Genomic DNA, 21,254 nt, shown 5'->3' with positions numbered 1-21,254 from the left:
ACCAGGACCCGGAAGGACAGCCGCGATGGCCGAAGGCAGCGACGCGCGCACCGACAGCCCCACCGACATCCCCGGCGTCGACCAGACGAAGCCGAGCATCGCCCGCACGTACGACTACCTGCTGGGCGGCAAGGACAACTACGCCGCGGACCGGGCGCTCGCGGACCACTTCATCAAGGACCTGCCCGGCTCGCAGACGATCGCGTTCGACAACCGCGCCGTCCTGGGCCGCGCCATCCGTGAGATCGTCGTCAACACCCCCGTGCGGCAGTTCCTGGACATGGGCAGCGGCCTCCCCACCTCGGACAACGTCCACCAGGTCGCGCAGCGGCACGCACCGGAGTCCCGCGTCGTCTACGTCGACCACGACCCCGTCGTCCTCGCCCACGGCCGCGCGCTGCTGGAGGAGAACGAGAACACGACCGTCGTCCAGGCCGACCTGCGCGAGCCGAAGGCCATCTACGAGAACCCGGCCGTCCGGGACCTGATCGACTTCGAGCAGCCGGTCGCCATCATCCTCAGCGCGGTCCTGCACCACCTCAACGACGACGAGGACCCGGCCGGCGTCGTCCGCTTCTGGTACGACCGGGTCCCCTCCGGCAGCTACGTCTTCATCAGCCACTTCCGCAGCGAGAACGACCCCCGCAGCGCCCACATGCAGCAGGTCCTGCAGGCCTCCCTCGGCCGGGGCCGCTGGCGCACCGACGACGAACTCCTCGCCCTCTTCGGCGACGGCCTCACCGTCCTACCCCCGGGCATCGTCCCGGCGGCGGAGTGGCGCCCGGCCACCCCGCCGCTCGAACTCACCGTCTGGGAGCGCCTGATCGCCGCCGGGCTGGCCGTCAAGCCCTGACAGCGACAGCGGCCCTCAGTGGTCGTTCTCCAGGTGGAGCTTGAGCAGGTCCACGCCGTAGTCCCCGGCGTTCGGGGTGCGGATGATGGTGTGGATGTGCTGCTGCGTCGGCGTCCCGCCCGGGCCACCCATGCCGCCGCCCATGCCCCCGGAGGGCTGGCCGGTCGGCTGGCCCCCGGACGGCTGGCCACTGGGCTGGGCCCCGCCGCCGGCGCCCGCCGTGGTGCCGTACGCGAGCGGGGACTGGGCGTCGTACTCGATGAGCACCACCGGGCTGTGGACGCGGTAGTAGAAGGCGGAGGTGTCCTTGGTCGCGCCGAGCCAGTAGAAGTAGGTCTTGTCCAGGTGCTCCTCCACCTCCTTCATCTTCACCCCGGCGTGTCCGTCGTCCATGTAGCCGACGTACACGCGCACCAGGTCCAGGAGCTTCTCCTTCTGCGCGGCGGTGAGTTCGGATCCGGCCAGACCCTCGAAGGCGAGTTTGGCGTTGTCCTGGCCCGCGCCGGCCTTCATGTCGTCGCCGCTCTTCTGCACGGTCGAGGAAATGACCTTGGCGCGCTGCGCGTCGGTCAGTGACCGCAGCAGCGTCAGACCGGCCGTGGTCTCCGGCTTGAAGAGGGTGATCTTCTCGCCCTTGTACGTGGCCGAGGTCGGCTCGGAGCCCATGAAGGTCGGCGTCATGACGACCTGGTCGCCCAGCACGAAGTAGTTGATGGCCACATGGTGGCCCTCGTACTGGAAGCCCCAGGGCTTCGTCGTCGACGGGGTGCCCATGAAGGTGAAGAAGTAGGCGCCCTCCGTGAGCGTCTCCCTGCCCCCGCCGCTGTAGTCGCCCAAGAACGCGTTGAGCTTCATGATGTTGCGGGTCTGGGTCACCCCGTCGGCCGACAGGGCCGCGCCGAGCAGCGCGTAGCCCAGGGCGCGCTGCTTGGCCGTGATGTCGCCCATCCGGGCGCCCTTGCGCTCGTACCCGTCGACATTGCTCCAGGCCAGCCACTCGTCGTCGTCCACGTCGAAGGTGCACGACCGGCGCTCCTTGGCGGAGAGCCCGTCCAGGAAGGCCTGCGCGGCCTTGACCACCGCGTCCGTGGACACTCCCGTGGAGTGAATGGAGTACAGGTCATCGACGATCTTGCCGTCGGTGGTCAAGCCCTTGAAGTCGGCGTACTTGACCTCGCTCTGCCCGGGTCCCATCCCCCCGGGGCCGCCGGACGGCATCCCCCCGCTGGGCGCGGCGGAGGAGCTCGTCGAACCGGAGGAGCTCTTGGAGCAGCCGGTCATGGTCGCCACTGCGGCGACACCGCCGACGAGCAGCGACTTGTTCATGAACCAGCGGCGGCTGCGCTCGGTTTCAGGGGTGCGGGGGGAGTGTCCATGCATGCAGCCCAAATTCCACGACGGATGTAAATGACCCCTGAAGAGAGCCTGTCAGCGGGCTGTGAGAGTTCGTGCGCGGAGTAGCTGCCCGCGCGCAGCGGCACCCCCCGTGTGAAACTCCCAGTAGTGATCCGACTACCAGGAGGTACCACCGTGCTCCGCAAGCTCGCCCCGGCCGCCGCCGTGACCGCTGCCGTCATAGTCGGCGGCCTGTGCGCCGCCGCGCCCGCCCAGGCCGCCGACACCGGCGACACCAGGGCCTACGCGCTGAACGGCCGCGTGCTGTGCCCCGGCGGCGTGAAGCCGACCGCCGCCGTGGCGCTGGAGCTGAAGGTCGACGAGACCGTCGCCGACTCCTTCGACACCAAGGGCGACGGCACCTTCACCCGTGCCACGACCGCTCCGAGCAGCCTCGGGCTGGCGGCCGTGACCCTGACCGCCACCGCGCCGAAAGCGGCCTGCGGCGGGGCGGCCACGAAGCCGATGACGGTTCCGCTGGGCGTGCGCGTGCTGGGCCTGGACCTGCTGCCCGCAATGCTCGGGTCGGACGTGACGATCGCGCTCACGACTGCGTAACGTCCCGCCGCGCACGGCATAACGTGGAGCGATGGAAGCTGAGGTGCCGCTGTCCGGGGGCCGCATCACCCAGGGCGTCGTTCGGGTCGGCGACACGGTGCGGCGCCCCGCCGGCGCCACGTCGTCCTTTGTCGCCGACCTGCTCGGACACTTGAGTGCGCAGGGCTTCACCGGCGCACCGCGCCATCTCGGCCGTGACCCGGCGGGTCGCGACACTCTCACCTTCCTTCCCGGGTGGGTCCCGGCCAGGTTCCAGCCTTGGACCGACCAGCAAGTGGCTGGAGCCGGGGCCCTGCTACGGGCGCTGCACGACGCCACCCGGGGCAGCACACTCGCCGGGTCGCACCCGGTCGTCTGCCACCACGACCCCGGACCCAACAACACCGTCTTCCGTGACAACCGACCCGTCGCCTTCATCGACTTCGACACCGCCGCCCCGGGAGACCCGCTCGAAGACCTCGGCTACATGGCCTGGACCTGGTGCATCGCCTCCAAGTCCGAGGCTCCACCCGTCGCCGAGCAAGCCGCCCAGGTGCGGGTTCTGGCCGACGCCTATGGACTCCCCGGCCGGGCCCGCGCCCGCCTCCTCGACGCGATCCTCGACCGCCAGGCCCGCAACGCCGACTGGTGGCACGCACACCTCATCGCCTCCGCACCCCGCATCGCCACCGACGCTCAGGTCGCAGAGCGAATCGCCTGGTCCCATCGCGAGCACGCCTTCACGACAACCCACCGCAATGTGTTCATGACAGTGCTGCGCTGACGACGATCTAGGCTCGGCGGAGGAGCAACGACGTGGAAGTGGAAGCCGTACGGGAGATCACGGGCGAGATCGCCGAGGCGTTCGCGCGACTGGTCCCGCAGTTGTCGTCGTCGGGGCGGGCGCCGGGCGCGGCGGAGCTGGCGGAGATCGTGGCGGTGCCGTCAACGGTCCTGCTGGTGGCGCGGGTTGACGGCGCGATCGCGGGGACGGCGACGCTGGTGACGTACCGGACGCCGACGGGGGTTCGGGGGCGGATCGAGGATGTGGTGGTGGACGCGGGGGCCCGGGGGCGGGGCGTCGGGGAGGCGCTGACGGAGGGGGCGTTGGCGGAGGCGGGGCAGCGCGGGGTGCGGAGTGTGGATCTGACGTCACGGCCGTCGAGGGAGGCGGCGAACAGGCTGTACCGGCGGATGGGGCTCGTGGCACGGGACTCGGTGGTCTACCGGCACACCACCAGCACCGGCCATAACACCTAAGTGTTACCGCCAAGTAAGCTACTGGCCGGTTTCAAGTCACCCGTTCAGGCGAACGTACGTCCCATGAAGACAACGAGCTGGAGACGACGCATAGCGGCAGCCGCCATCGTCGGCGCTGCGGTGACCGGACTGGCACTGCCGGGCACGCCCGCCATGGCGGCCACGACCACACCCACGTACGACACCTGGGTGGCGGATGTCGCCGCCGTCACGAACACCGCGCAGACGTATGTCACGCAGCGGACGGCGAGCGCGACGAGCGGCGAGAAGCTGGCGATCGTGCTGGACATCGACAACACCTCGCTGGCCTCGTACTACAAGGGCGGTTATCCGACCCCCGCGACGCCGGGGACGCTGGCGCTCGCAAAGTACGCGCACAGCAAGGGCGTCAGCGTCTTCTTCGTGACGGCGCGGACGGACCTCATCCACCTCATCACCAAGTACAACCTGACGAATGTCGGGTACACGGTGGACGGGCTGTACGACCGGTCGGTGCCCGACCTGTTCGCGGACGTCGCCGACTTCAAGACCGCGCAGCGCGAGGAGATCGAGGACGACGGCTACACGATCATCGAGAACATCGGCAACAACACGACGGACCTGACCGGCGGTTACGCGGAGAAGACGTACAAGCTGCCGGACTACGACGGTCTGCTGGACTAGAGCGCGGCTCTGGTCCCCGTATCAACCGCCCGGGTCGCCGTCGCGCCCCGGGCGGCGTCGTCGGCGACCTCGTCGGCCGTGAGGACGTAGCCCGTCGTGGCGTCGGTGGTCGAGCGGGCGAAGACCACGCCGTAGACGGCGCCGGTCGTGGTGAGGAGCGGGCCGCCGGAGTTGCCGGGGCGGATGTTGGAACGGACCTGGTAGATGTCGCGGGTGACGGTGCCGTCGCCGTAGATGTCCTGGCCGTTGGCGCGGATGCGGCCGGCGACGGTGGCGGCGCGCAGGTCGAGGCCGCCGTTCTCGGGGTAGCCGGCGACGACGGCGCCGTCGCCGCGGGCGGCCTCGCCGGCGAAGCGGAGCAGGGGGGCGGACAGGCCGGGGACGTCGAGGACGGCGACATCGCGCTTGGGGTCGAACAGGACGACCTTGGCGGAGTAGAAGCGGCCCGAGCCGCCGATCTGGACGGTCGGGGAGTCGACGCCGGCGACCACGTGGGCGTTGGTCATCACATGCTCGGCGGCGAAGACGAAGCCGCTGCCCTCCTGGCCCTGGCGGTGGCCGTCCACTTTGGCGACGCCCTCGATCTTCACGGTGCTGTCGGCGGCGGCGGCCGTGGCAGTGGAGGTGACGTTGTCGCCGGAGGGCTCGGGCACGCCGTTGACGGGCTCGGACTCGAAGGGGTTGAAGACCTGGGGGAAGCCGGCCGCGGCCAGGGCCCCGGTGGCCCGGCTGAACCAGCTCGGGGCCTGGGAGGGCATGGTGTCCTGCACGGCGCCGAGGATCGCGGAGCCGCGGATGGTCTGGGAGAGGGTGATCGAGGCCGAGGACACCAGGACGCTCGCGGCCACCCAGGAGACCAGGAGCACGGCGACCGTGTTCGCCGCCGCCCCGCCCACCCCGTCGACCCAGCGGGCCGGGCCCCAGTGCAGCCCGGCCCGGAGCTTCCAGGCGAGCCCGGCGGCCAGCGCGTGCCCGACGGCGGCCGGGAGGAGGACGGTGAGGAGGGCGACCAGGGTGGCCGCCGGCGTACCGGCGGCCACATGCTCCAGGACATACGGCAGGAGCCATACGCCCATGATCGCGCCGCCGACGAAGCCCGCGAGCGAGACAAAGCCCGCGACGAGGCCGCGCCGGTAGCCGGAGGCTGCGTAGGCGGCGACGGCGAGGATGAGCAACAGGTCGAGCAGATTCACGGAGCACGCACCCTTTCCGTCACGGAAAACGCACATTAACCGACAATCGGTTCCGTTTTGTGGCGTAAGGCACACGACACGACACGGCACAGGCCCGGTGGTCGGTCCCCGCGAGAGGGGATCGGCCACCGGGCCTGTCTTCCGCACCGATCCCCGTCCCCACGGGTCGGCGCGCTGTGGGGCCTCCGCTCTCCGCTCACCGGATACGGCCCCAGCTCGGGGTTGTTACATGTGGACCGCGGCGGCCGCTTCCGGGTCGGTCTCCGGGACCCCGGGACGGAACAGGATGGCCGTGAGCACCGCACCCGCGGCGAAGAACCCGGCGGCCCACCAGTACGCGGTGGAGTACGCCTCCAGCTGGGCCTGGGCCTGGACGAGCTTGCTGGTGGCGTCCTTGCCGACCAGGTAGCTCGTGGCGGCGGAGGCGGCCAGCGTGTTGAACAGCGGGGTGCCGATCGAGCCGCCGATCTGCTGCATGGTGTTGACCAGGGCGGAGGCGACTCCGGCGTCCTCGGCGGCCACACCGGCCGTGGCCAGGCTCATCGAGGGGGCGAAGACCAGGCCGATGCCGAGGCCGATGACGAGCAGCGGGGGCAGGACGTTGGCGGCGTAGGTGCTGCCCATGTCGAGCGGGGTGAGCCAGACCATGCCGGCGGCGGCGAGAAGGCTGCCGATCGGGACGACGATCTTGGGGCTGACGCGCGGGAGCAGCAGGTTCGTGCCGCCGATCGCGCCGGTCATCAGGGCGGCGACCATGGGCAGGAAGGCCGAGCCGGTCTGGATGGCGGAGAAGCCCAGGCTCAGCTGCAGGTAGTAGGTGAGGAAGAGGAAGACGCCGAACATTCCGGCACCGGCGATGAGCATTGCGGTGAACGACGCGCCGCGGTTGCGGTCGAGCAGCACGCGCAGCGGCAGCAGCGGGTGCGAGGCCTTGGTCTGCCACCAGGCGAAGCCGGCCAGGAGGATGGCGCCGCCGGCGAGGAAGCCCACGGTCAGCGGGGAGCTCCAGTCGTGCGACTCGGCGTTGGAGAAGCCGTAGACGATGCCGAAGAGGCCGAGGGTGACCAGGAGCGTGCCCGGGATGTCGAGCTTGGAGTCGGGGTCACGGTCGGCGCGCTTGAGCAGGGTCCACCCGCCGAAGAGGGCGACGGCGGCGAAGAGCAGGTTGACGTACAGGGTCGAGCGCCAGTTCAGGTACTCGGTGAGGACACCGCCGAGCAGCAGGCCCATGGCCGCGCCGGAGCCGCCGATCGCACCGAAGACACCGAAGGCCTTGGCCCGCTCCTTGGCGTCGGTGAAGGTCGTGGTGAGCAGCGACAGCGCGGCGGGCGCGAGCAGTGCGCCGAAGGCGCCCTGCAGGGCGCGGCCCGCGACCAGCGTCTCGAAGTTCTGAGCGGCACCGGCCAGCGCGGAGGCGGCGGCGAAGCCGCCGACACCCACCAGGAAGGCGATCTTGCGGCCGAAGAGGTCGGCTATGCGGCCGCCGAGCAGCAGCAGACTGCCGAAGGCCAGCGAGTAGGCGGTGACGATCCAGGTACGGTTGCCGTCGGAGAAGCCGAGGTCGGCCTGGGCGGACGGCAGGGCGATGCTGACGATGGTCGCGTCGAGCACCACCATCAGCTGGGCGACACCGATGATCGCGAGGATCCACCAGCGATGATTCCCGGCGGGATCGTGCGTGGCGCTGGCACCGGCCTCCTTGGCGGGGGCCTGCGCGGCGGCTGTCTGGGCCATGGGGACGCGCTCCTTCTCAATACGAAACGGTTTCGTACTCACATGAGACTAAGGCACCCGCCAGCGAAACGCAAACGTTTCGATCGCGTTAACCCACCCGCCTCCCTAAGGTGGGCGCATGAGTTCCGAATCACCCCAGGTAACCGACGCGTCCGGCGCGAAGCGCTACGAGGCCCGCGTCGGCGGCAAGCTCGCGGGCATCTCCACCTACATCCGTACGCCCGAGCTGATCGCCTTCCTGCACACCGAGGTGGAACCGGCGTACGAGGGCCGCGGGGTCGGCTCGGCGCTCGCGCGCGCCGCGCTGGACGAGGCGCGGGCGCGGGGGCAGAAGGTGCTGGCGGCGTGCCCGTTCATCGCGGGGTGGATCGCCCACCACCCGGACTACGCGGACCTGGAGTACCAGCCGAGGAGCAAGGTCAGCGACTGACCGGCGGGACGGTGACCCCCAGGGCGGGCAGCACGACCGCGTCGATGTAGCGGGTGAGGAACTCGGCGTCGACGGCCCGGTCCTCGATCAGCGGGCGGCCGAAGAACGCGCCGGTCATCATGAAGATCATGTAGTCGACCGCGGGCCGGCCCTGCGGGATCTCGCCCCGGTCCACGGCCCGGTCCAGCATCCCGCGCAGCGCGGCGACCTCGGGCTCGATGAGCGCCTCGCGCAGCGCGTTGCCCAGATCGGGGTTGTGCGCGGCGGCGTGGGCCAGCGCGCGCATCACGCCGGTGGCGTCCTGGTCCTGGTGCTTGGGGATGTCCTTGGCCAGCTCGTACAGGTCCGTGACGATGGATCCGGTGTCCACCTCCTCGGCACGCACCGGCTTGCACGCGCGCAGCGCGGTCGCGACCAGCTCCGGCTTGCCCTTCCACTGACGGTAGAGGGTGGCCTTGCTGGAGCGCGTACGGGTGGCGACGGCGTCCATCGTCAGAGCCTCGTAGCCGACCTCGCGGAGCAGGTCCACGACGGCGGTGTAGAGCTCCATCTCACGCTCGGGGGTCAGGCGCGTGTTGCGGCGCGCCGTGGCCGTGGCCTCCGTGGTCATGATCACCCCTGCATCGAAACGGTTTCGTACACTACGAGGATAGACCGCCGCCTGCCGGAACCCAAGTCCTCCGGCAGGCGGCGTATCCAGAGCTCAGACGAGCCCTGCGGTCAGGGTGATCGTCGTGCCCGTGAGGGCCTGGCTGACCGGGCAGTTGGCCTTGGCGTCCTCGGCGGCCTTGATGAAGTCCGCCTCGTCCAGACCGGGCACCTGGCCCTGCACGGTCAGGTGGATGCCGGTGATGCCCTCGCCGGGCTGGAAGGTGACCTCGGCCTCGGTGCGCAGGCTGGTCGGCGGGTTGCCGGCCTGGGCGAGGCCGTGCGACAGGGCCATCGAGAAGCAGCTGGAGTGCGCGGCGGCGATCAGTTCCTCGGGGCTGGTCTTGCCGTTGGCCTCCTGGGACCGGGCGGCCCAGGTCACCGGGTACTCGCCGACGCCGGACGAGTCCAGGGTGACCACACCCTTGCCTTCGAGCAGGCTGCCTTCCCAGGCGGTGTGCGCAATACGCTTGGTAGCCATGATGGATTGACTCCTTCTGATAACGGTATTGACGGTCCCGCGTCAGGCCCAGTCTCCATCAGGAACCCCTGCCACGCGATCGATACGCGCCCGCGCTCGTCCACAACTCACAGGCCGTTTACCGCCATGGCTACTTCTGTGTCACTCACAAGGGTGGCCGTGGACGAGGATCGCCACAGCGGGCCGCCGCCCCGCCTACGTTCGGCTGCAGGGCACGTCGAATATGCGTCGTCGCCCAGGGCCTGTCCGGCGGATCTCCGTGGACGCCACGGAGATCCGCCGGACAGGCCCTGGGCGCCAAGGCGCCAAGGGTCAAGGATCCCGAGGATGTGAGCAAGGTGGCAGAGGCAGCGGCCGAGCCCCAAGCCGGGCGGACCACCGTCCGCGCTTCATGGGAACGATGTCTGGCCCATGGCCTCACCCCCGACCGCCTCGAACTCCCCTACACCGCCGACCTGGACCTCACCGGCGCGCTCGCGCGCGCCGCCCGCCCGCTCGTCGACCGGCTGGAGACGGCCCTGTCCGGCACCCGGATCCACATCGCGCTCACCGACGACGCGGGCGTCATCCTCGACCGCCGCGCCGCCGAACCGGCCCTGCTCCCCGCCCTCGACGCGGTCGGCCTCGCCCCCGGCTTCAGCTACCACGAACTCGACGCGGGCACCAACGGCATGGGCACCGCGCTGGCGGAGAACCGCCCGGTCCGGATCACCGGCCGCGAGCACTTCTGCGACCCGCTGAGCCACCTGACCTGCGTGGGCGTGCCCGTACGCCACCCGGTCAGCGGCCGCGTCCAGGGCGTACTGGACCTCACCAGCCACGCCGCCGACGCCCACCCCCTGATGACCGGGCTGGTCCACGAGGCGGCCCTCGCCATCGAGCAGCGCCTCCTCGACCAGTGCTCGGACCACGAACGCGCTCTGCTGCACGCCTTCCTGCGCGCCGACCGCCGCTTCCGCACCCCCGCCCTTCTGCTGGACGGCGGGGGCGGCGTCCAGCACGTCGGCGTCCCCGCTGCCGTCAGCGGCCGCGACGAAGCCCTGCTCACCGACGCCGCCGCCGGCTTGATCTCCGCCGGCCGGCGCGCCGCCATCGAGGTGCCGATGTCCTACGGGCGCACCGCGATGCTGCTCTGCCGCCCGGCGACCAGCGCCTACGGCGGCTGCGGCGCCGTCGTCGAGGTGAGCCTGCCCTTCGACTCGGGGCCGCACAGCATCGCGGTGGGCGCCATCGCCCCTCAGTGCCCGGAGAGCCCGAAGTCCCCGGAGGAGGACTCGGCCGCGCTGCCGGTGGGCGAACCGGGGGTCAGCAGGCTCGCCCTGACCGCCCGCCGCCGCCTGGAACTGCTCTGCGAGGCGGGCGCCCTGATCGGCGCCACGCCCGACGCGACGTGCACCGCCGGGGAGTTGGCGCAGGCCTGCGTGCCGCGCTTCGCCGACGAGGTGACCGTGCACCTGGACCTGGACCTGGACCTGGACCTGGACGCCCATCCGCCGGCGGTGACGCCCACCGACCGGCGGATCACCGTACCGCTGCGCGCCCGCGGCACCGTGCTGGGCTTCGCCGTCTTCCAACGCGGCGCCGGGACCGTCCCGTTCGAGGACGACGACCTCGTCCTGGCCCGGGAGCTGGCCGCCCGCACCGCCGTCGCCATCGACAACGCCCGGCTCCTCACCCGCGAGCACCAGCTCGCCCTGGAGCTGCAGCACAGCCTGCTCCCCCAGGACCTGCCCGAGCAGCACGCCGTCGAGGCCGCCTACCGCTATCTGCCCGCCCGGGACGCACAGGGCCGGGTCGGCGTCGCCGGGGACTGGTTCGACATCATCCCGCTCTCCGGCGCCCGGGTCGCCCTCGTCGTCGGCGACGTCGCCGGACGCGGCATGCACGCCGCCGCCGCGATGGGCCGGCTGCGCACCGCCGTCCACAACTTCTCCGCCCTCGACCTGCCGCCCGACGAACTCCTCGGCCACCTGGACGACCTGACCGACCGCCTCACCGGCCTCACGGGCGCCACCTGCCTCTACGCGGTCTACGACCCCGTCTCACGGCTGTGCACCATGGCCCGCGCCGGCCACTCGCCGCCCGCTCTCGTACTGCCCGACGGCCATGTGGAGTTCCCCGAACTGCCCGCCGGGCCGCCGCTGGGGGCGGGCGGACTGCCCTTCGAGAGCGTCGAGCTGGAGATTCCCGAAGGCAGCGACATCGTCCTGTTCACCGACGGCCTGATCGGCGGGCACGGCCGCGACCTCGATCCCGAGACCGGAATGCGGCTCCTGGAGCATGTGCTCGGCGAACGGCCCGCCACCGTGGAGCAGGTCTGCGAGGCCGTCCAGGAGACCCTGCTGCCCGAGTCCGCCGCCGGCACGGCCCGCGTCAGCGACGACGTGGTGCTGCTCGTCGCCCGTACCCGTACGCTCGATTCCTCCCGGGTCGCCTCCTGGGACGTACCCGACGACCCCGCCGCCGTCTCCGACCTTCGCGCCGCCATCCTGCGCCGGCTCACCGACTGGGGCCTGGCCGACCTGGCCTTCGCCACCGAGCTCATCGCCAGCGAACTCATCACCAACGCCATCCGGCACGCCGACGGCCCCGTCCAGGCCCGTCTGCTCCGCGACCGCGCCCTCGTCTTCGAGGTCTCCGACGGCAGCGGCACCTCCCCCCGGCTGCACAGAGCCGCGACCACCGACGAGGGCGGCCGCGGCATCTTCCTCGTCGCCCAGCTCAGCGCGCGCTGGGGCACCCGGCACACGGCCCGGGGCAAGGTGATCTGGACGGAGCAGGAGGTTCTTCCGACTCATCGGGTACCGGGCGGCGCGGCCTGACAGATGGAGCCGCGCCGCCCGGCCAACCAGCGTTGATGCTGGTGGTGCTTTGGCGCTGCGCTTCATGACTCTGTCGCCCCAAGCTGAGCCGCACCTGAAGCGCACCCCAGGCTTGGCTGTAGCTAATTACCGGGCTCCGCCCGGACCCGCTGAGGGCTACGCCCCCAGACCCCCGAACGCCCTACGGGCGTGTCCTCAAACGCCGGACGGGCTGCATTCGGCATCCGGACCGTGAAGACGGTGCGGCCGGGGACGCTGTCGACGGCGATGCTCCCGCCGTGCGCCTCGACGATGGCCGCGACGATGGCGAGCCCGAGCCCGGAACCGCCGCCGGTGCCGCCGGCGCCGCGGGAGCGGGACGCGTCGCCGCGGCTGAAGCGTTCGAAGACGGCCGGGAGGAGGGCGGCGGGGATACCGGGCCCGTCGTCGGCGACGCGTACGACGCAGTCGCCGCCGGCCGCCGCGACCTCGGCGACGACGGCCGTGCCGGGCGGGGTGTGCGTACGGGCGTTGGCCAGCAGGTTGGCGACGACCTGGTGGATGCGCTCCTCGTCGCCCATGACGAGCACGGGCCCGTCGGGGAGCCGTACCTGCCAGTGCCGGGCGTCGCCGTCGCCGGCGGCGGCGCGGGCGTCCCAGACGGCCTCGGCAACGAGGGAGGTGAGGTCGACCTCGGCGCTGCGCAGGGGACGTCCTTCGTCGAGGCGGGCGAGCAGGAGCAGGTCCTCCACCAGCCCCGTCATGCGGGAGGCCTCGGAGGCGACGCGCTGCCAGGCCCGGGTCAGGTCGATGGCGGTGGCGGGCCCGCCACGGCCGCCGCGGTTGGCGAGTTCGGCGTAGCCGGCGATCGAGGCGAGCGGCGTACGCAGTTCGTGGCTGGCGTCGGCGAGGAAGCGCCGCATCCGGGCCTCGCTCTGCTGGCGTACGGCCATCGAGGACTCGACATGGTCGATCATGCGGTTGAGCGCGGCGCCGACCTGGCCGGCCTCGGTGCCGGGGTCGGTGTCGGGCTGCGGCACCCGCGTGAGGCCGCCGACCTCGCCGTGGCCGAGGGGCGAGCGGGAGACCTCGACGGCGGTGGCGGCGACGCGTCCCAGCGGCCGGAGCTGGCGGCGGATGACGACGGCGCAGGCGCAGCCGGCGGCGACCAGGCCCAGCAGGGCGACGACGGCCTCGGCGGCGATCAGCTTGTCGATGAGCTCGAACTCGCCGTCGGCGGGCAGCCCGGCGAGCACCGGGAGTCCGCCGTCGGCTAGCCGGGTCACCCGGTAGGTGCCCAGCGCCGGGATGGAGCGGGTGTGCACGGCGCCGTCGGCCGGGACGTCGGCGAGTACGGCGATCTGCTCGGCGCTGAGCGTCATGAGCCCGCCGTCCGCCGTGACGGCCCCGGCCGCGCTGATCGTGCCGTCGGAGTGGTAGCGGGCGGCCAGGGTGCCGACGGCCTGCCCGCGCTCGTTGAGGAAGTTCAGGTTGGTGTCGGCGGCGGTTTCGTCGTTGAGCCCCATGCCGCCCTGGCTGCGGGAGGCGGCGTTGTGGACGCGGGTGTCGAGGCCCTGCATGAGGAAGAGCCGCTCGGCCAGGACCGTGGTGAGCGCCATCGCGCAGCAGACCACGATCAGCGTCGTACTGATCAGGACCAGCAGCCGGACGCGCAAGGACCTGCCGTGCAGCCGCACTCGCAGCCACGGTCGCGGTCGCGGTCGCAGCTTCACGACCGCTCCTCCGGCTCCGGGCATCTGATCGCGTAGCCCACCCCGCGCACTGTGTGAATCATCGGGTCCCGCCCCTTGTCGATCTTCCGGCGGAGGCTGGAGATGTACACCTCGACCAGATTGCCCCCGGCGTCGAACGTGTCTCCCCCGCCGCTCCACACCGTGCTCAGGATCTGCGCCTTGCTCAGCACCTGCCGCGGGTGATGCATCAGATACCCCAGCAGGTCGAACTCCTTCGCCGTCAGGTTCACCGGCTCCCCGTCCCGGTGCACCTCCCGCGTGTGCTCGTCCAGCAGCAGCCCGCCCAGCGCCAGCACCGGTCCCCCGGCCGGCTGCGGGGCCGCGCCCGTACGCCGCAGCAGCCCGCGCAGCCGCAGGACGACCTCCTCCAGGCTGAAGGGCTTCGTCACATAGTCGTCGGCGCCCGCCGCGAGCCCGTCGATGCGGTGCTCCAGCGCGTCGCGCGCGGTGAGGAACAGCACCGGCAGCTCGGGGTGCTCGGCGCGCAGGCCGCGCAGCACGCGCAGGCCGTCCATGTCGGGCAGCATCCAGTCCAGCACGACGACATGCGGCGCGCAGCGGCGCGCGGCACGCAGCGCGGCAGCCCCGTCAGCCGCGCGGAACGGCTGCCAGCCCGCCTCGGTGACGGCCAGCGACAGCAACTCCGTGATGCCGTCCTCGTCATCGACGACGAGAACACGCACGGACTCAGGGGGCACGGCCATTTCACCATCGTGGATGAGGAGTTTTGGAGTGCGCTTCGCGTCCGCTGTGTGTTTGCTGAGTACGTGACTAAAACTTCGGCGTACGACGTCATCGTGATCGGCGGCGGTCCCACCGGCGAGAACCTCGCCGACCGGACCCGGGCCGCCGGGCTCACCACGGCGCTGGTGGAGAGCGAGCTGGTCGGCGGCGAGTGCTCGTACTGGGCGTGCATGCCCAGCAAGGCGCTGCTGCGCCCGGCCGCCGCACTGGCCGGGGCGAAGGAGGTGGCCGGCTCACGGGAAGCGGTGGGCGACGGCAGGCTCGAGGCCGCCGCCGTGCTCGCCCGGCGGGACTACTTCGCGTCCAACTGGAAGGACGACGGCCAGGTCGCCTGGCTGGACTCCGTCGGCATCGACCTCGTACGCGGCCAGGGCCGCCTCGACGGCCCCCGCCGGGTCGCCGTCGAAACCCCCGAGGGCGGCCGCCGCCTCCTCACCGCCCGCCACGCCGTCGCCGTCTGCACCGGCACCCGCGCCCTCGTCCCCGACCTCCCCGGCATCGCCGACGCCCACCCCTGGACCAGCCGCGACGCCACCAGCTCCCCGGAGGTCCCGGGGCGGCTGATCGTCGTCGGCGGCGGCGTGGTCGGCGTCGAGATGGCCACGGCGTGGCGGTCACTGGGGTCGGAGGTCACCGTTCTCGTACGCGGTGACGGGCTGCTGCCGCGCTGGGAGCCGTTCGCGGGCGAGCTGGTCGCGGAAGGGCTGCGGTCGGCGGGCGTCGAGGTGCGTACGGAGGTGTCGGTCACCGCCGTCCGCCGCGAATCGGAGTTCTCCCCGGTCACCGCCACCCTCTCCGACGGTTCCGAGCTCACCGCCGACGAGATCCTCTTCGCCACCGGCCGCACCCCCCGCACCGACGACCTCGGCCTCGACACGGTGGGCCTGCGGCCCGGCGACTGGCTCACCGTCGACGACAGTTGCCGGGTCACGGACGTGCCCGGCGGCTGGCTCTACTCCGCCGGCGACTCCAACCACCGCGCCCTCCTCACCCACCAGGGCAAATACCAGGGCCGCATCGCCGGCGCCGCCATCGCGGCCCTCGCCGCCGGCCACCCCCTCGACACCGCCCCCTGGAGCCCGCACTCCGCCACCGCCGACCTCCTCGCCGTCCCCCAGGTCGTCTTCACCCATCCCGAAGCCGCCTCCGTAGGCCTCACCGAAGCCGACGCGACCCGCTCCGGCCGCTCCGTCCGCGTCATCGACTACGACCTCGGCAACGTCTCCGGCGCGTCCCTGTACGCCGACTCCTACCGTGGCCGCGCCCGCGCCGTCATCGACACCGACCGCGGCGTCCTCCTCGGCGTCACCTTCGTCGGCCCGGGGGTGGGTGAACTGCTGCACGCCGCGACCATCGCCATCACCGGCGAGGTCCCCATCGACCGCCTCTGGCACGCGGTGCCGGCCTACCCGACGATGAGCGAGATCTGGCTACGGCTGCTGGAGGCGTATCGCGGCTGACCCAGCCCGTCCGGCGTTTGAGGACACTCCCCCAAAGGGGGCACCCCCAGAAAGGCGTTCGGGATCACCCTTCGGAGCCCAGCCGGACGCACTAGCCTGTCGCACATCATGCGCGTACGGCTATTGGGCCCGGTCGAACTGGCGGACGCCACCGGCACGCCGGTCGAGATCGCCGCGCCCAAGCGCAGGGCGGTGCTGGCCGTGCTCGCGCTGGAGCTGAATCACATCGTCCCCGTGGACCGCCTGCTGGACCTGGTCTGGGACGGCGAGCCGCCGCCCCGGGCGCGCACCGCGCTGCAGGGCCACATATCGGCGCTGCGCCGCTTCGGGCTGGAAGTGGCGACCCGGGACCCGGGATACGTACTGCTGAGCAGCACCGACGATGACCAGGACGTGGACCTGCACCACTTCCGGGGCCTCGTCGCCAGGGCCCGCGCGGCGGACGACCGCGCAGCGGCGGATCTGCTCGGCCGGGCGCTGGCACTGTGGCGGGGGACGCCGCTCGCGGATGTGCCGAGCGCCGCGCTGCGCGAGGAGGTCGCGTCGCGCATCGTGCAGGACCGGCTGGCAGCGCTGGAGGGCTGGGCGGAGCGGAAGGTACGGCTGGCGGAGGGCGGTGACGTGGTGGCGGCGCTGAGCGAGGCCGTCCGGACGGAGCCCTTCCGGGAGCCGTTGATACGGCTGCTCGTGCTGGCCCTGCATCAGGCGGACCGGCAGCGGGACGCGCTGGACCTGTTCCACCGCACCCGGGAGCTGCTCGCGGGCGAGTTGGGGGTGTCGCCGGGGCCGCCGCTGCAGGCGGCGTACGAGACGGTGCTGCGCGGCACCGGGCCGCAGCCGAAGCCGGAATCCCAGCCCATGGCAGCGACTTCCCCCGCCCAGCTCCCCCGTGAGAGCACCGGCTTTGTCGGGCGCGGCTCCGAACTGGCCGCCCTGGACAACGCCGCGGACGGCTCCGGAATCGCCCTGATCGTGGGCCCCGCCGGGGTCGGCAAGACGGCGCTGGCGCTGCGCTGGGCGCACCACAACGCCGCCGCCTTCCCGGACGGCCAGCTCTTCGCGGACCTGCGCGGGTTCTCGGCCGGGGCGCCGGTGTCGACGGCGTCCGTGCTGGCCGGTTTCCTGCGGGCACTGGGCCCGCCCGACCGTACGATCCCGGCGGATCCCGACGAGCGGATCGCGCTCTACCGGTCGCTGCTCGCGGACCGCCGGATGCTGGTCGTCCTGGACAACGTCCGGGCGGTCGGGGACGTGCTGCCGCTGCTGCCGTCCGGGCCCGGGTGCGCGACCGTCGTCACGACCCGCAATCTGCTCGGCGGCCTGGTGGCGCGGGAGGGGGCGGCCGTGCTGCGCGTGGAGGCGCTGCCCGCGCAGGAGTCGCACGCGCTGCTGGCCCGCACGGTCGGCCGGGACCGGATCGCCGCCGAGACCGAGGCGGCGGCCGAACTCGTACGACTGTGCGAGGGGTTGCCGCTGGCGCTGCGGGTCGCGGGGGCGCGGCTCGCGATGCGGCCGGGCCGGCCGGTGTCGGAGCTGGTGGCCGACCTGTCCGACGAGCAGGCCCGGCTGTCGGTGCTGACCACGGACGACGCCGACTCGGGCGTGGAGGCGGCGCTGCGGCTGTCGTACCGCGTGCTGCCCGGCCCGGCGGCGGCCCTGTTCCGGTTCCTGGGCCTGCACCAGGGCGCGGACATCGACGCCTGGACGGCGGCCGCGCTGTCCGGCCAGTCGCTCGCGGAGGCGGGCCGCTCGCTGGCCGACCTGGCCTCGGCGCATCTGCTGCAGGAGGCGTCGACAGGCCCGGGCCGCTTCGCCCGCCACGATCTCGTACGCCTGTACACCGTGCGCCTGGCCGGGCAGGATCTGCCGGCCGAGGACCGCGCCGAGGCGTACGACCGGCTGCTGGACCACTACCTCGCGGTGACCGCGACCGCCGCCGAGTCCGTCGTCTCGCGCCGGGAGCTGCTCTACTGGCCCGCCGCCCACCCGGCCGCCGGCATCCCGGCCGTCGCCGACAACACCGGCTGGTTCCGGACCGAAGTCCCCGCCATCCAGGCCCTGGTCACCGCGTGCGCCGAGGGCCGGGCGGCGGGCCGCGCCTGGCGGCTGGCCTCCAACACCATGCCCATGTACTTCCGTACCGAGCATGTGGACGACTGGGTGACGGCCAGCCTGACCGGGCTTCGGGCGGCCGAGTCCTCGGGGGAGGCGGCCGGACGGTCCCGGCTGCACACGGATGTGGGGATGGCGCTGTGCGAGCGCAGCGACTTCGCGGAGGCGATGCCGTATCTGCGGCGCGCGGTCGGGCTCGCGGAGGAGTCCGGCAGCGACGAGATCCGCTACCTGGCCGTCAGCCGGCTCGCCATCGGGCAGCTGGAGACCGGGGAGGAGGGCCGGGAGCAGTCCATCGACACCCTGAAGGACGCCCTGGGCATCGCCCGCGACCTGAACGACCTGCCCTCGCAGGCCTCGGTGCTCAACAACCTCGGCCATGTCCTCAACCTGCTCGGCAGGCATGCCGAGGCCCTGGAATTCGGCCAGGAGGCCCGCCGGCTGACGGCCGCCATGCCCTCGTCCCACACCCACCTCGCCTCCCTCGCCACCACCGCCGAGTGCCTGCACGCCCTCGGCCGCCCGACCGAGGCGATCGGCTACGCCCGCCAGGCGGTCGAACTCTCCCGCCGCTACGGCAATCCCGCGTACGAGGCGCTGGCGCTGCGCCTCATCGGCCAGATCCAGCGCGGCCTGGGCCAGGACGCGGAGTCCGCGGCCTCGCTGCGCCAGTCCCTCGGCGTCCTCGCCCCGCTCGGCGACCGTACGGAGGCGGACGCGGTCGCGGCGCTGCTCGAAGAGGGCCCGGAGAGGTAAGGGGTGCGACCGGGCACCGTGGGGGGAAGAGATGCCCGGCCGCGTGAACTCCCTGGACACACCCTTCCCGGTGCCGCTAACGCGCCGCCGACGCCGCGCTAACGCCCCCTGGGGTGACCGGCATGGTCCGCCAGGTCCGTCCGCTTGCCGGTTCCGTCCTCAATCGCCGGACGGGCTGAATTCAGCCCGTCCGGCGATTGAGGACACAGCGCAGCCGGCGGGCTGCGCAACTCGACGAACGGCCTAGCCCTCGCTCTTCGTGCCCTCCGCATCGAGGTGGGGCAGGATCCGGTCCAGCCAGCGCGGGATCCACCACGCCGCCGGCCCCAGCAGCGTCATCACCGCCGGGACCAGCAGCAGCCGCACGATGGTCGCGTCGATGAGCACGCTCACAGCCAGGCCGAGGCCGAGCATCTTCACCACGATGTTGTCGCTGACGATGAACGCGGCGAAGACGCTGACCATGATGAGCGCGGCGCAGCTGATGACCCGGGCGGTGATCTCCAGCGCGTGCGCGACGCTCGCCTTGCTGTCGCGGGTCCGCAGCCAGGCCTCGTGGACCCGGGTGAGCAGGAAGATCTCGTAGTCCATGCTCAGCCCGAAGACGATGGCGAACATCATCATCGGCACGTAGCTCTCGATCGGCACCTTCCCGTTGACGCCGAGCGCGGGCCCGCCCCAGCCCCACTGGAAGATGGCGACCACGACACCGTAGGACGCGCCGATGGAGAGCAGGTTGAGGACGGCGGCCTTCAGCGCGATGAGCAGGCCCCGGAAGACGATCAGGATGATGATGAAGGCCAGTCCGACCACGACCGCGATGATCGCGAACAGCCGGGACGACACAATGTCCAGGAAGTCGACCTGCGCGGCGGTCGTCCCGGTCACATAGCCCTTTGCCGCCGTGCCCTTGACCGCCTCGGGCAGCACGTCGTCCTTGAGGTGGTTGACCAGGCTCGTCGTGCTCGCGTCCTGCGGCGCGCCGACCGGGATCGCGGTCGCGACGAGCACGTCGCCGTCACTGGTCGGCTGCAGGGGGCTGACGCTGGCGGCGTCGGGCAGCCCGGTCAGGGCCTTGGTGACGCTGCTGGAGAGCGCGGACCGGTCGGCGGAGGGCACGCTGGTCTGGTCGACGACGATGGTCAGCGGGCCGTTCGAGCCCGGCCCGAAGGCGTCCGACATCAGGTCGAAGGCCCGCCGGTCGGTGAAGCTCGTCGGGTCGGCCCCGTCGTCGATGTGGCCGAGCCGGATGGAGAACAGCGGGATCGCCAGCACGCCGACCACGATCAGCCCGCCCGCCAGGAACCACCACGGCCGCCGCTCCACCCGCATCGCGTACCGGTGCCAGGTGCCCGTCGAGACGTCCGACCCCGGGTCGGTCTCCGCGACCGGCGTACGGACGTGCCAGCGGTCGATCTTCCCGCCGACCAGGCCGAGCAGCGCGGGTACGAGGGTCAGCGCGCCCAGCACCGCCGTGACCACCGTGACGCCCGCCGCGAGACCCAGCTTGCTGATGAACGACACTCCGGACACCGACAGCCCGGCCAGCGCGATGATCACCGTGCAGCCCGACACCAGCACCGCCCGGCCGCTGGTCGCCACCGCCCGGCCCGCGCTGACCGCCGGGTCCACGCCCTCCATCACCAGCTGACGGTGCCGGGTGATCAGGAACAGCGCGTAGTCGATCCCGACGCCGAGCCCGATCATCGTCGCCAGCGTCGGCGACACGCTCGCGAAGTCCAGCACCGCCGCCAGCAGGCCCAGACAGCCCAGCCCGACGACGACGCCGACCAGCGCCGTCACCAGCGGCATGCCCGCCGCGATCACGCTCCCGAAGCCCACCAGCAGCACCACGATCGCGACCGCGAACCCGATCGCCTCACTGGTCCTGTCGTCCGCCTTCGGCCGCGCCAGCTCCCCCAGCGGCCCGCCGTACTCCACCTCCACGCCCGCCTTGCGCAACGGCTCGACCGCGTCGTCCACCTGGTCGAGGTAGCTGTCGCTGAACGTCGTCGGATTGGCGTTGAACTGGACGGTGATGTAGCCGGTCTTCCCGTCCTTCGACAGCGCCCCCGACGACGCGTCCAGCGGATTCTTCACGCTCAGCACATGCGGAAGCTTCGCCAGCGAGCCGACCACCTCGCCGACCTGCTGGCTCTCCTGGGTCAGCGGCACCTTGGCGTCGTGCAGCACGACCGTGGAGCTGGTCCCGCCCGCGGCGGGCGAATGCGCCTTGAGGACGGCCGCCCCCTGGTTCGACTGCGTACCGGGCAGGGAGAAGTCGTCCGAATACGTCCCGCCGAACGCGTGCTGGGCCGCCTGCACCCCGCCCAGCGCCACCAGCCACAGCACGACGACCACGACACCGTGCCGAGCACACCACGTTCCCAACCGCCGAAGCCACATATTTCTGACGATATGTTACGAATCGAG

At 72.0% G+C, this 21,254-nt stretch carries 17 protein-coding genes; 9 read left to right on the top strand and 8 right to left on the bottom strand.

Annotated features, from left to right (window positions below):
- Positions 1–25 precede the first annotated feature (25 nt).
- On the top strand, positions 26–853 hold the full coding sequence (locus OG607_RS27315) for an SAM-dependent methyltransferase (RefSeq protein WP_405728781.1): 828 nt from the start codon (positions 26–28) through the stop codon (positions 851–853).
- Positions 854–868: 15 nt separating this feature from the next.
- Here OG607_RS27315 and OG607_RS27310 read toward each other — a convergent pair whose 3' ends face one another.
- The gene (locus OG607_RS27310; RefSeq protein ID WP_405728778.1) at positions 869–2,233 is read right to left on the bottom strand and encodes a DUF3500 domain-containing protein; all 1,365 of its coding nucleotides are present in this window, start codon (positions 2,231–2,233) and stop codon (positions 869–871) included.
- Between the two features lie 150 nt (positions 2,234–2,383).
- Between OG607_RS27310 and OG607_RS27305 the strand changes: the two genes are divergently transcribed.
- The 4 genes from OG607_RS27305 to OG607_RS27290 all read left to right on the top strand — a co-directional run bounded on the left by OG607_RS27305 (position 2,384) and on the right by OG607_RS27290 (position 4,708).
- Positions 2,384–2,806 carry a hypothetical protein gene (locus OG607_RS27305; protein WP_405728775.1) on the top strand — a complete coding sequence of 141 codons (423 nt, stop codon included), beginning with the start codon at positions 2,384–2,386 and terminating at the stop codon, positions 2,804–2,806.
- Positions 2,807–2,837: 31 nt separating this feature from the next.
- On the top strand, positions 2,838–3,569 hold the full coding sequence (locus tag OG607_RS27300; RefSeq protein WP_405728772.1) for an aminoglycoside phosphotransferase family protein: 732 nt from the start codon (positions 2,838–2,840) through the stop codon (positions 3,567–3,569).
- Between the two features lie 32 nt (positions 3,570–3,601).
- Complete coding sequence (locus OG607_RS27295; RefSeq protein WP_405728769.1) at positions 3,602–4,045, top strand: GNAT family N-acetyltransferase; 444 nt, start codon at positions 3,602–3,604, stop codon at positions 4,043–4,045.
- A 63-nt stretch (positions 4,046–4,108) separates the two neighbouring features.
- Positions 4,109–4,708, top strand: coding sequence for an HAD family acid phosphatase (locus tag OG607_RS27290; RefSeq protein ID WP_405728766.1), 600 nt, complete (start codon positions 4,109–4,111; stop codon positions 4,706–4,708).
- Here the strand turns inward: OG607_RS27290 and OG607_RS27285 are convergent.
- Both OG607_RS27285 and OG607_RS27280 read right to left on the bottom strand, forming a co-directional pair.
- On the bottom strand, positions 4,705–5,901 hold the full coding sequence (locus tag OG607_RS27285; protein WP_405728763.1) for a MarP family serine protease: 1,197 nt from the start codon (positions 5,899–5,901) through the stop codon (positions 4,705–4,707). The two genes, OG607_RS27290 and OG607_RS27285, sit on opposite strands and share 4 nt — an antisense overlap.
- A gap of 225 nt (positions 5,902–6,126) precedes the next feature.
- Positions 6,127–7,635, bottom strand: a complete 1,509-nt coding sequence (locus tag OG607_RS27280) for an MFS transporter (RefSeq protein WP_405728760.1) — start codon at positions 7,633–7,635, stop codon at positions 6,127–6,129.
- 118 nt (positions 7,636–7,753) lie between these two features.
- Between OG607_RS27280 and OG607_RS27275 the strand changes: the two genes are divergently transcribed.
- Complete coding sequence (locus OG607_RS27275; protein ID WP_405728757.1) at positions 7,754–8,065, top strand: GNAT family N-acetyltransferase; 312 nt, start codon at positions 7,754–7,756, stop codon at positions 8,063–8,065.
- Here the strand turns inward: OG607_RS27275 and OG607_RS27270 are convergent.
- Complete coding sequence (locus OG607_RS27270; RefSeq protein WP_405728754.1) at positions 8,055–8,675, bottom strand: TetR/AcrR family transcriptional regulator; 621 nt, start codon at positions 8,673–8,675, stop codon at positions 8,055–8,057. The two genes, OG607_RS27275 and OG607_RS27270, sit on opposite strands and share 11 nt — an antisense overlap.
- A gap of 93 nt (positions 8,676–8,768) precedes the next feature.
- Positions 8,769–9,194, bottom strand: coding sequence for an OsmC family protein (locus OG607_RS27265; RefSeq protein WP_405728751.1), 426 nt, complete (start codon positions 9,192–9,194; stop codon positions 8,769–8,771).
- A 329-nt stretch (positions 9,195–9,523) separates the two neighbouring features.
- Here OG607_RS27265 and OG607_RS27260 point away from each other — a divergent pair, with 329 nt between their 5' ends.
- Positions 9,524–12,016, top strand: a complete 2,493-nt coding sequence (locus OG607_RS27260; RefSeq protein WP_405728748.1) for a SpoIIE family protein phosphatase — start codon at positions 9,524–9,526, stop codon at positions 12,014–12,016.
- A 122-nt stretch (positions 12,017–12,138) separates the two neighbouring features.
- Here OG607_RS27260 and OG607_RS27255 read toward each other — a convergent pair whose 3' ends face one another.
- Complete coding sequence (locus OG607_RS27255) at positions 12,139–13,752, bottom strand: ATP-binding protein (RefSeq protein WP_405728745.1); 1,614 nt, start codon at positions 13,750–13,752, stop codon at positions 12,139–12,141.
- Positions 13,725–14,453, bottom strand: coding sequence for a response regulator transcription factor (locus OG607_RS27250; protein WP_405728742.1), 729 nt, complete (start codon positions 14,451–14,453; stop codon positions 13,725–13,727). The genes OG607_RS27255 and OG607_RS27250 overlap by 28 nt, the downstream gene beginning before the upstream one ends.
- A gap of 63 nt (positions 14,454–14,516) precedes the next feature.
- On the opposite strand from OG607_RS27250, the gene OG607_RS27245 reads away from it, so the two are divergent.
- Both OG607_RS27245 and OG607_RS27240 read left to right on the top strand, forming a co-directional pair.
- The gene (locus OG607_RS27245; protein ID WP_405728739.1) at positions 14,517–15,953 is read left to right on the top strand and encodes a dihydrolipoyl dehydrogenase family protein; all 1,437 of its coding nucleotides are present in this window, start codon (positions 14,517–14,519) and stop codon (positions 15,951–15,953) included.
- A gap of 108 nt (positions 15,954–16,061) precedes the next feature.
- On the top strand, positions 16,062–18,821 hold the full coding sequence (locus tag OG607_RS27240; RefSeq protein WP_405728736.1) for a BTAD domain-containing putative transcriptional regulator: 2,760 nt from the start codon (positions 16,062–16,064) through the stop codon (positions 18,819–18,821).
- A 243-nt stretch (positions 18,822–19,064) separates the two neighbouring features.
- Here OG607_RS27240 and OG607_RS27235 read toward each other — a convergent pair whose 3' ends face one another.
- On the bottom strand, positions 19,065–21,227 hold the full coding sequence (locus OG607_RS27235; RefSeq protein WP_405728733.1) for an MMPL family transporter: 2,163 nt from the start codon (positions 21,225–21,227) through the stop codon (positions 19,065–19,067).
- Positions 21,228–21,254 lie beyond the last annotated feature (27 nt).

Source organism: Streptomyces sp. NBC_01537 (assembly GCF_045040445.1).
Classification (GTDB): Bacteria; Actinomycetota; Actinomycetes; order Streptomycetales; family Streptomycetaceae; genus Actinacidiphila.
The sequence above is the reverse complement of the archived record's forward strand: the minus strand, read 5'-3'. Positions and strand labels throughout refer to the sequence as shown.

What these genes read in the sequence shown, in the direction of transcription:
- OG607_RS27315 (WP_405728781.1), top strand. Translation starts at nt 26, where the DNA reads ATGGCCGAAGGCAGCGACGCGCGCACCGACAGCCCCACCGACATCCCC.
- OG607_RS27310 (WP_405728778.1), bottom strand. Translation starts at nt 2,233, where the DNA reads ATGCATGGACACTCCCCCCGCACCCCTGAAACCGAGCGCAGCCGCCGC.
- OG607_RS27300 (WP_405728772.1), top strand. Translation starts at nt 2,838, where the DNA reads ATGGAAGCTGAGGTGCCGCTGTCCGGGGGCCGCATCACCCAGGGCGTC.
- OG607_RS27290 (WP_405728766.1), top strand. Translation starts at nt 4,109, where the DNA reads ATGAAGACAACGAGCTGGAGACGACGCATAGCGGCAGCCGCCATCGTC.
- OG607_RS27280 (WP_405728760.1), bottom strand. Translation starts at nt 7,635, where the DNA reads ATGGCCCAGACAGCCGCCGCGCAGGCCCCCGCCAAGGAGGCCGGTGCC.
- OG607_RS27275 (WP_405728757.1), top strand. Translation starts at nt 7,754, where the DNA reads ATGAGTTCCGAATCACCCCAGGTAACCGACGCGTCCGGCGCGAAGCGC.
- OG607_RS27270 (WP_405728754.1), bottom strand. Translation starts at nt 8,675, where the DNA reads ATGACCACGGAGGCCACGGCCACGGCGCGCCGCAACACGCGCCTGACC.
- OG607_RS27265 (WP_405728751.1), bottom strand. Translation starts at nt 9,194, where the DNA reads ATGGCTACCAAGCGTATTGCGCACACCGCCTGGGAAGGCAGCCTGCTC.
- OG607_RS27255 (WP_405728745.1), bottom strand. Translation starts at nt 13,752, where the DNA reads ATGCCCGGAGCCGGAGGAGCGGTCGTGAAGCTGCGACCGCGACCGCGA.
- OG607_RS27250 (WP_405728742.1), bottom strand. Translation starts at nt 14,453, where the DNA reads ATGGCCGTGCCCCCTGAGTCCGTGCGTGTTCTCGTCGTCGATGACGAG.
- OG607_RS27240 (WP_405728736.1), top strand. Translation starts at nt 16,062, where the DNA reads ATGCGCGTACGGCTATTGGGCCCGGTCGAACTGGCGGACGCCACCGGC.
- OG607_RS27235 (WP_405728733.1), bottom strand. Translation starts at nt 21,227, where the DNA reads ATGTGGCTTCGGCGGTTGGGAACGTGGTGTGCTCGGCACGGTGTCGTG.